This window comes from Colwellia hornerae (assembly GCF_007954355.1).
GTDB lineage: Bacteria > Pseudomonadota > Gammaproteobacteria > Enterobacterales > Alteromonadaceae > Colwellia_A > Colwellia_A hornerae.
Genome location: NZ_VOLR01000062.1, coordinates 1 through 2,406, shown reverse-complemented (window position 1 = coordinate 2,406; position 2,406 = coordinate 1). Strand labels below are relative to the sequence as shown.

Below are 2,406 nucleotides of genomic sequence, written 5' to 3'. Positions count from 1 at the left end.
GAGTAAGCGTATAGCTAACGGCACCTGTATCTAATACTCGATCACCGATATCTTATCTCCTAACTTAATTTCGGAGATAACCATGAGAATTACACGTAGCCAAGAGCAATGGCAAACCATCATTGAAGATCAGCAAACCAGCGGTTTAACCATTATTGATTATTGCCAACAACAGCAATTAACAACCTCTAGCTTTTATGCTGTTCGAAAGAAATTCAGCTTGTTAGCAGATAACTTTGTTCGCGCCAAAATAACGCAGCAGGTCGAATTCGTTGAGCAGAAAACTCCCATAATAGTTAACATGGGTAAGGTACATGTCAGTTTACCTGCATCAACCTCTGTAAATTACCTCAGCCAATTGTTGCGTGAGTTAGTTTAATGAAGATGTTTGTTAACCCTTCAGAGGTTTTTCTTCATCGAGATTTTGTTGATTTTCGTAAAGCAATAAATGGCCTCGCGGCACTGGTTGAAGATGAGCTAAACCGTGATGCCTATACTGGCGCTTTATTCGTTTTTTGCAACAAAGCCAAAGACAAACTGAAAATATTGTATTGGGACAAAACTGGCTTTGCACTTTGGCAAAAACGTTTAGAAAAACAAAAATTCAAATGGCCGAGCAAGATCAACGAGACTGAATTTGTGTTAAGCGCTGAGCAACTTGATTGGTTACTCTCTGGATATGATGTCCTTGGTCATCAAGAATTACATTATCAGTCGATGATCTAATGACCTAATAGTTAACTTTTTTTCAGTCAACGATCATTGACAGAGGCGCTTATCCTAAATGACGCTAAAAGCAGAATTACATTGCACATTTTGTTAAAATCATCGGATGAAATTTAATGCTAATTCGCTACCCAACGACCCAGAACAACTCAAACAAATGCTGCTTGAGTTGCAGCAACGCATGGATAAAGAATTAGCTCAAAAAGATAATGAGTTAGTAGAAAAAGACGCGGCTTATCAACAGTTGCTTGAACGGTATAACCTCAAGCTTGCTAACGAGTATGGTAAAAAATCAGAAAAGATGCCCGGTGCTGATGAAGTGTTTAATGAAGCAGAGTCAGTGCTTGATGACGTTGATAAAAAGATTCTGGCTGATTCAAATATTAACGTGATAACAAAAACCAAACCAAAACGTAAGCCATTGCCCGCATCACTGCCGCGTAAAGAAGTGTTGGTAGATATTGATGAAAGTGACAAAGTCTGTGATTGCTGCCAAAGCCCTTTGCATAAGATGGGTGAAAGCAGTAGCGAAGCCTTAGAGTTTGTGCCAGCTCATATCAAAGTGATTAAAACCATTCGCCCCAAATACACCTGTCGTCAATGTGAGCGTAACGGCACTGAAAGTGTGGTGAAAACTGCCTTGATGCCAGCAACGCCAATACCAAAAAGTATTGCTACGCCCAGCTTACTCAGCCAAATCATCTCGTGTAAATATCAATTTGGCTTACCGTTATACCGCCAAGAAACGATGTTTAGTGATATTGGACTCGAATTGAGTCGTCAAACTATGTCGAGTTGGATGCTACGTAGCGCTCAACTACTTGAGCCACTGTACATGCGCTTAAAGGAAGTATTGCTCGCAGAGCCTGCCATTTTCGCTGATGAAACCCCTTTAAAAGTCATCAATGCAGAAAAAGCGACCAGTTATATGTGGGTGTATTGCTGCGGCAGCGATAGGCTGAGTGAAAAAACTAATATCGTATTATACGATTATCATAATAGCCGTGCAGCTCAATGCGCGATTGACTTTCTTGATGGTTACCAAGGTTATATGCATGTTGATGGCTATCAAGCTTATGGGCTAACAGAGGCAAGATTAGTCGCCTGTCTTGCACATATTCGTCGTAAGTTCATGGATGCGAAGAAGATACAAGCGAAATCGAGGACGGGAAAAGTTGATGTGGCCTTAAACTTAATCGGCAAGCTCTATGGGTTAGAGCAGCAGCTCAAAGACAAATCGATAGAGGATAGGTTCAACATCCGGCAGTCACACGCTAAGCCAATAGTAAAAGAACTACATGATTGGCTGATAAATCATAAAGATAAAATCCCACCGAAAAGCAAACTGGGTGAGGCAATAAGCTACAGTCTAAATCAGTTTGATAAATTCCAACGCTACCTTGAAGATGGCAGACTATCGATTGATAACAATCGAGCAGAGCGGGCAATAAAACCATTTGTGATCGGGCGCAAGGCGTGGCTGTTTTCAAATACCTGTAATGGTGCTCATGCGAGTGCTATTCTTTATAGTATTGTTGAAACCGCTAAGGCCAACGGCATAGTCGTGCATGACTATATATCACAGTGCTTACAACATATTGCAGAGCAACCAAACAACCTTGAACCGCTGTTACCCTGGAATATTCAGCGCGGCTAGGTGTCGTTAGCTATACCCTTACG

General features: G+C 41.2%; 3 protein-coding genes. All 3 read left to right on the top strand.

The window, feature by feature from the left end:
• Positions 1-82 precede the first annotated feature (82 nt).
• The 3 genes from tnpA (at position 83) to tnpC (ending at position 2,383) form a co-directional block, all read left to right on the top strand.
• The gene (tnpA, locus tag ESZ26_RS18870) at positions 83-379 is read left to right on the top strand and encodes an IS66 family insertion sequence element accessory protein TnpA (protein ID WP_146801337.1); all 297 of its coding nucleotides are present in this window, start codon (positions 83-85) and stop codon (positions 377-379) included.
• Entirely contained in the window at positions 379-726 is a 348-nt protein-coding gene (gene tnpB / locus ESZ26_RS18865; protein WP_146801335.1) for an IS66 family insertion sequence element accessory protein TnpB, read from the top strand. The genes tnpA and tnpB overlap by 1 nt, the downstream gene beginning before the upstream one ends.
• A 106-nt stretch (positions 727-832) precedes the next feature.
• The gene (tnpC, locus tag ESZ26_RS18860; RefSeq protein WP_146801332.1) at positions 833-2,383 is read left to right on the top strand and encodes an IS66 family transposase; all 1,551 of its coding nucleotides are present in this window, start codon (positions 833-835) and stop codon (positions 2,381-2,383) included.
• Positions 2,384-2,406: the final 23 nt, after the last annotated feature.